This is a genomic window from Mycolicibacterium vulneris (genome assembly GCF_002104765.1).
GTDB lineage: Bacteria > Actinomycetota > Actinomycetes > Mycobacteriales > Mycobacteriaceae > Mycobacterium > Mycobacterium vulneris.
The window spans coordinates 1-6,943 of the sequence record NZ_NCXM01000063.1 but is presented as its reverse complement, the minus strand read 5'-3'; the positions used below and the strand labels follow the sequence as shown (position 1 = coordinate 6,943).

Sequence of the window (6,943 nt, the reverse complement as noted above, 5' to 3'; positions counted from 1 at the left end):
GCCGCGCGCCCAACCCGCCCCGCCTACGGCGCCGCAGGCGCCCCACACCGGCGCTCACAGCGGTCTTCCTACGGGGGATGAGCTACCCGACCGCGGCTGGCGACGCGCCGTGCGGCTGGTCACCTTCGGCCTGATCAACCTGGGCCCGTCGCCCGCCCAGCAGCAGGAGGCCCAGTTCGAGGCGGCCATCCGGACCCGCCTGTACGGCAACCGCAAGGTCGGCGTGCTGGGCAAGGGCGGCGTCGGAAAGACGTCGGTGGCCGCGAGCGTGGGCTCGTTGTTCGCCGGATTACGCAAGCAGGACCACGTCGTGGCGATCGACGCCGATACCGCCTTCGGGCGGCTCAGCAGCCGCATCGATCCGGCCTCGACGGGCTCGTTCTGGGAGCTCACCGCCGACAAGAACCTGCGGTCGTTCGACGACGTGGTGGCGCGGCTCGGGCGTAATGGTGCAGGGCTTCACGTGCTCGCCGGCGAACCGGCGTCGGGCCCGCGTCGGGTGCTCGATCCGGCGATATACCGGGAGGCCGCGCTGCGGCTGGACCGCCATTTCACGATCTCGGTCATCGACTGTGGCTCGTCGATGGATGCGCCGCTCACCCGGGAAGTGCTGCGCGACCTGGACGCGCTGATCGTGGTGTCCTCGCCCTGGGCCGACGGCGCGTCCGCCGCCGCGCGCACCATGGAGTGGCTGGCCGACCAGGGCTTGGACGAGCTGCTGCGGCACACCATCGTGGTGCTCAACGATTCGGACGGGCATGCCGACAAACGGACCCGGGCGTTGCTGGCCCGCGAGTTCACGGATCACGGCCGGCCGGTCATCGAAGTGCCCTACGACCCCCACCTGCGGCCCGGCGGCGTCATCGACGTGAGCCACGAGATGGCCCCGGCCACGCGCCGCAAATTCCTCGAAGCCACCGCGACCATCGCCGGCTACTTCGCGGCGCGTCCCGACGGCGCGAAAGACCAGCGGCCGACGGACAAGTGAGAACTAGGCGCGCGCCGAGGGGTCGGCGATCGCCTCGATCTTCATCACCCGGGATTCGCGGATCGTCAGCACGATCACGGCGAACAGCCGGCGCTCGCTGAAGGCCAGCAGTACCGGTCCCCCGACCGGACCGCTGACCAGGGTCACGTCCGGCCACAGGTAGCGCAACAGGTTGGTGGCCACCGCATCTGGCCCGTGGTTGATCTGCGGTGGCGGGGCCGGATCCGCGAGGATCGTGCCCACACCCCACACCGTCGGATCCAGGACGGCGGCCAACGCCTGAAGGTCACCGTTGGCGCAGGCGGCGACGAACTTTTCGGTCACCAACTGATGCTCGGCGGGCGCGACGTCGGCCAACTTCGGCTGCGCCGCTTCGAATTTGGACCGTGCGCGCCGCGCCAGCTGACGGCAGGTGCCGACCGGGCGGCCCACGGTCTGCGAGATCGACTCGAAGGGGACGCCGAACACGTCGTGCAGCACGAAGGCGACCCGTTCACCGGGACTGAGCCTGCGCAACACCTCGAGCAGCGCGGTGCGGATCTCGTCGTCGAGGGTGACCCGGTCGGCCGGGTCGATGCGGCGCGGCGCGGGTTCGTCTTCGATGTCCCCCGGGCGCTCGTATCGGGCGCGGGCCGAGCGCACCTGGTCGAGGCAGAGGCGGCTCGCCACCACCGTCAGCCAGCCGCGGGTGTCCTCGATCTCGCTGACATCGGCGCGCGCGAGTCGCAGAAAGGCTTCTTGCGCAATGTCTTCCGCCTCGCCGATGTCGCCCAGCATCTGGTAGGCGAGGTTGACCAGGTATGGGCGGTGCCGACGCCAGGCCTCGCTGACCTGATCACTGGCTGACGGCGGCTGATTCATGATTCTTCGACGATCCGCTGGGGCAAAAAGTTACACGTTCTGCGATGTAACTTTCCCACCTTTTGCTCCGTCGTTTCAGCAGTGCAGGAAGTTCACGGAAGGAACCCCATCATGACCATCGTCGTCACGGGCGCGACCGGCAACGTCGGGCGTCCACTCGTCTCCGAACTGCTCGCCGCGGGAGCCCACGTGCGGGCGGTCACCCGGCAACCGGCGCCGACCGGCTTTCCCCCGCAGGTCGAGGTGTTCGGTTCGGCCACCGCCGCGCTGCCCGGCGCCGCCGCGGTGTTCCTGAACTCGCGGGCGCTGGCTGGGCAATTGGAAGACGTGGTGGCGCAATGCGCGCGGGGCGGAGTGACCAAACTGGTCGCGCTGTCGGCGATCAATGCCGATGACGACGTCACCCGGCAACCGTCCCGGTTTCGCGGGGACCGCAACAGGGAGGTCGAACGCCTCGCCATCGCCTCCGGTCTGGCCTGGGTGAGCCTGCGGCCCACGGTGTTCGCGACGAACTTCGCCGGCATGTGGTCCGCGCAGATCCGCGCCGGCAACGTGGTCGCCGGGCCATACGCCGCCGCATCGACGGCGCCCATCGTCGACGCTGACATCTCGGGTGTCGCGGCCCACGCGTTGCTCACCGATGACCTTGTCGGACAGCGGATCCCGCTGACGGGTCCCCGGGCCTTCACCAACTCGGAGCTGGTCGAGGTCATCGGCGGCGTCCTGGGCCGGGCGCTCCAGTATCGCGAGATTCCCGCCGATGCCGTGCGACAACGATTCATCGGTTTGGGTTTCGGCGGTGGCTTCGCCGACGCCTACATCGCCATGCTCGCCGAGACGCTCGACACCCCCGCCCTGGTGACCCACGACGTGGAGAAGATCCTCGGCCGTCCGCCGGTTTCGTTCGCGCACTGGGTTTCCGAACACCGCAGCATGTTCGACAACGAGTTCGACGAGAAAGTAGGAATCTGAGATGACCGATCCACGTCCCCCGCGCTACCTCAAGCCGATGAACAAGTTCATGATGGCGGTCCAACGACTCGGCATTCCGACCGGCCCTGCGATGGTGCTCACCGTGCCCGGCCGCAAGTCGGGTCAACGACGCAGCACCCCGATGACGCCGTTCAGGTTCCGGGACGGCCTCTATGTGGTGGCGGGCTACCCCGGTGCCGACTGGGCGGCCAATGCCCGGGCGGCCGGCACCGGCACCCTCAGCCGGGGACGACGGTCACGCCGCGTCCGGATCGTCGAACTCTCCGCCAATGAGGCCCGGCCGGTGCTGCGGGCGTTCCCCACCGAAGTTCCGGTCGGGGTGGCGTTCGCGAAGCGGTCGGGGATGGTGCACGACGGAACGGCTGACGAATTCGAAGCATTGGCGGGGCGGCTCGCCGTCTTCCGCTTCGATCCGGCGTAGCGGCTACCAGACGATGGCCGCCATGTCTCGGTTGTCCGAACACACGCTGCGCACGGCGGCCTCGAGGTCGGCTGCGGTGATGATCTGCAGATCCTCGACGGTCACCGGCCGGCCCGCGCGCTTCTGTGCGACCACCCGGGTGTCACGAAAGCCCTCGGCACGTTCGACGACGTTGCGGGCGAACCGGCCGTTCTGCATGGCGTCGATGCCGTGGCGCCCGCCGGGAGTGGTGTAGTTGCGGATGGTCGTCGCCGCGTCCAGGAACGTTTCGCGGGCGCCATCGTCGAGCAGGCTGGCGCGCGGCGTCGCGTAGCGGTGCGCGATCTCGACGATCTCGGCCGGCGAATAGGACTCGAAGCGCAGCTTGCGGTTGAACCGGCCGGCCAAACCCGGGTTCACGGTGAGGAACGCATCCACCTGGTCTTCGTAGCCCGCCCCGATGAAACAGAAGTCGAATCGGTGGGCTTCCAACGCAACCAGGAGCTGGTTGACGGCCTCCATGCCGATCATGTCGGGCGTGCCGTCCTGGTGGCGCTCGATCAGGGAATAGAACTCATCCATGAAAATGATTCGCCCCAGCGACTTTTCGATCAGCTCGTTGGTCTTGGGCCCCGACTCTCCGATGAAGTGGCCGCAGAAATCCGAACGGCGCACCTCCCGGATCTCGGGGTGCCGCACGATTCCCATGCCGGCATAGATCTTGCCCAGGGCTTCGGCGGTGGTCGTCTTACCGGTCCCGGGCGGGCCGACCAGCAGCATGTGGTTGGTCTGGCCCTCCACCGGCAGACCATGCTCGAGCCGCATCGTCCGCACTTCGAGCTGGTCTTCCAGGGCCGCGACCGCTTCCTTGACGGCGGCCAGTCCCACCTGCTTGGCCAACAGCTTGCGCCCCTCGGCCAACAGCTCGGCGCGCCGATCAGCGGCGGCGTCGTCGTCCAGTTCGTCGCGGCTCTTGGCCGACGAAGCGTCCCACCGGTCGGTGCGGCTCTCGATGGTTTCCTCGTCCGTCACGACCAGGTGCAGGTTCGGGTCGGCCAAGGCTTCCTTGGCCGCCTCGGTCAGGACCCCGTTGATGGTGGCCTTGGAGAGCCAGACCTGGGCCTTGTCCTCCTCGCGCAGCTGCCGGTGCACCATCCCCCGCACATAGGCCAGATCGGCGACCAGGAGCGGAATGTCGGCGGGCCCGATCGATGCCGTCAGCACGTCGGCGTCGAAGCGCGACGACGACTGGGTGTGCCCGATCACGTCGACGCGGTCCAGCCAGTCCAGGGCGACCCGGCCCTGGCCGAGGTGGGCGGCAGCGTGCGCGGCCAGCGCGCAAATCGACGCTGTCACAGCCGACATGACGATGGCATGCGCGGGCAGCTCCTCGGCCGCGGCCAACAGCACGTCGGTCCAGCGCTGCGTGCGGTACATCAAAAACGTCCGGGCCAACTGGTGCCACTGGTAGTTGGTCCACGAGTCCAGTAGGTCACGGTTGGCCAGCAGCTTGTCGGCCTCGGCGTACTCCCCGGCGATCGTCAGCGCGGAGGCCAACGCCAGCCCGACCTGTGAGGCGTCGGTGACGGTGATGCCGATGTAGGGGCCCAGCTGGATCTCTGCGGCCAGCGTCTGCCCGATGCGCGTGGTCTCGCGGTGCAGCCATTCGCTGGTGGCGTAGAGCTGTCGCAACGAGGCCAGGTCATTGTCACCGCACGCGATGCGCCCCAACCACGCGTCGGCCATCGACTGGTCGGCGTCGGTGGCGGCAGCGAACTCGGGCAACGCGGCCGCCCGGCCCTGCCTGCTCTTGATCGCCATGGCACGGTCGAAATGCCTTCGGGCAGTTTGTAAATCACCCATCACGTCCCCCCTCCCGAGCGCCGTGGATATGGTCGCCGGAGTTGCGGGCGGCCGCCTTAGGCCGATTCGAGCTGTCGCCGCAACCACTACGTGCGCTCATCACACTGTGCCTCAAACTCGATTTTTACCGACCCGCTACGTGCCGACCGACATGCTTACCGGCTCAAGACTGACGTAACGGTTCTCGGCGCGGAACATGTCCATCTCGACAAGCCAATTCTCTCCTGCTGCACTGACGTTCACCACCGACGGGCCGATCTGCTCGATGATCACCTCGAAGCCGTGTCGTTGTCCCTCGGAGAGCCCGGTGCCCGCGGGTGCGACCGTGATCACGGTGGCCGGACGCGGAGTGGGTGAGATCGCGGCCTCGATGCTTTCGGCGGCGCCAAAGCTGTTGCCCCGTCGCGCAACATACTCGACCACGCTCACGGTGGTTCGTGGTGCGGGACGCGAGCTGCTTACGACGCTGATCTCCGGCATCCGGACGCTCGCCCAGCGTGACATGTCGCGGGTGTGCACGCAGACCCGCTCACCGGCACCCGCGGTGCGGATCACGAGCCGCTTGGCGATCGGGTCGTCCGCCGCGACGAATACGCGCGACAACTCACCGGCATCGGTGACCGGCATCAGCAGCCGGTCGCCGGTGCTGAGTTTGCCGATCAGCACACCCGACGGCCCGATCTCGATGATCAGTTGTGGTGGTAGCGGGCTGCGCCGAATGCCCCGCAGGTGCGGGAGCGGTCCGCACATGTTCGCGGCCGCCGCGGCCGCTTGCTCGCCGTTGAGCCGGCGCAGGATCACGCTGGGAGGGGTGGGCGCCGGCGTCGGCGTGCGCACGGTGATGGTCGCGGTGCATTCGGCGTCCGGGTAGACCGTCACGTTCTGGATGACTTCGTCGGCGCGCAGCGTCCACGCCTGCGAGAGGTTGCGCGACGTGATCGCCTCGGCCGGGTACGCGTAGGTGGTCATCCAACCCGCCTCTCCGCGTATGGCTTTCCATCTCTGCGTACTGCCCGACACCGCGTCCCACCCGAGCCGGCGATCGAGCTCGACCAGGTCGGTTGCGGTGGCCACCTTTGCCCGCAGCCCTTGGCAGCGCAACAGCCCCGCGATGCGTTGTGCGACCGAAATGGCCGCTGCGCCAACGGTCGTGCGCCAGAACAGGGCCTGGGCGTTGTCGATCACCGCCAGCCGCATGATCAGCCACGTCTCACGGCGGCCCGCGTAGGGCGGCGTTCCGATCTCCGAGTCGTACACCCGCGGAAAGTCCCCGATGGTCCCGTGCCGTGATCCGATCGTGACCACGCTGATCGAATCGAGCTGCAGGCCCAGGGCCTGATGCAGCATCGGCACCAATTCGACAATGTCGAGCACGTTTTCGGTCTCGACGGTCACCGATCCGGTCACCATGGTCGCGCGGTGCCCCCGGCCGAGCAGCTGCACCGCGACCACGGCGATGCCGTCTTGCACGCGGACACCGCCCCCGGACCGGTTGTTGGCCACGGTGATCGGGGCGGCCCAGTCGATCGGACGCCGGCCGCGTCGCCACAACACTGCCCACGACCACGCCGGCTGGCCCCACCAGCGCACGAAGACCAGCGCTATACCCACCACAACGGCGACGGCCGCGCCGATGTAGCCGCCCACCAGCCAGCTGACGAGCGCGAGGAGGAACACGACCCAGACGCCGACCACCCGACGGTTGCTGCCGGGGGTGAACCCGGTCAGGTCGGGCCTCATCGAGCCCTCCGCAATCGCGCCGCGATCGCGGCCACGAGCACACCGGCGGCCACGATCCCCAGGAATCCGATGGCGATGTTGCGTGCCCGGTGGTCGGG

At 68.4% G+C, this 6,943-nt stretch carries 7 protein-coding genes; 3 read left to right on the top strand and 4 right to left on the bottom strand.

Features of this window, described 5'->3' with window-relative positions:
• The coding region (locus B8W69_RS29225) for a MinD/ParA family ATP-binding protein (RefSeq protein ID WP_245843424.1) at positions 1-988 on the top strand (988 nt) is incomplete at its 5' end.
• Positions 989-991: 3 nt separating this feature from the next.
• On the opposite strand, the gene sigI is transcribed toward B8W69_RS29225, so the two are convergent.
• Positions 992-1,849 (bottom strand): RNA polymerase sigma factor SigI, encoded by an 858-nt coding sequence (sigI, locus tag B8W69_RS29220; RefSeq protein ID WP_085293122.1) that lies wholly within the window; start codon positions 1,847-1,849, stop codon positions 992-994.
• Positions 1,850-1,960: 111 nt separating this feature from the next.
• Here sigI and B8W69_RS29215 point away from each other — a divergent pair, with 111 nt between their 5' ends.
• Positions 1,961-2,821, top strand: a complete 861-nt coding sequence (locus B8W69_RS29215; protein WP_085293121.1) for an NAD(P)H-binding protein — start codon at positions 1,961-1,963, stop codon at positions 2,819-2,821.
• 1 nt (position 2,822) lies between these two features.
• A complete protein-coding gene (locus tag B8W69_RS29210; protein WP_085293120.1) occupies positions 2,823-3,263 on the top strand; it encodes a nitroreductase family deazaflavin-dependent oxidoreductase in 441 nt (146 codons plus the stop codon).
• Between the two features lie 3 nt (positions 3,264-3,266).
• On the opposite strand, the gene eccA2 is transcribed toward B8W69_RS29210, so the two are convergent.
• From eccA2 to B8W69_RS31725, 3 genes are all read right to left on the bottom strand, one after another.
• A complete protein-coding gene (gene eccA2, locus B8W69_RS29205; RefSeq protein WP_085293119.1) occupies positions 3,267-5,105 on the bottom strand; it encodes a type VII secretion system ESX-2 AAA family ATPase EccA2 in 1,839 nt (612 codons plus the stop codon).
• 135 nt (positions 5,106-5,240) lie between these two features.
• Positions 5,241-6,845: a type VII secretion protein EccE gene (gene eccE, locus B8W69_RS29200; protein WP_085293118.1), complete on the bottom strand. Its 1,605-nt coding sequence runs from the start codon at positions 6,843-6,845 to the stop codon at positions 5,241-5,243.
• A partial coding sequence (locus B8W69_RS31725) for a hypothetical protein (protein WP_245843425.1) occupies positions 6,842-6,943 on the bottom strand: 102 nt, incomplete at its 5' end. The genes B8W69_RS31725 and eccE, both read right to left, overlap by 4 nt.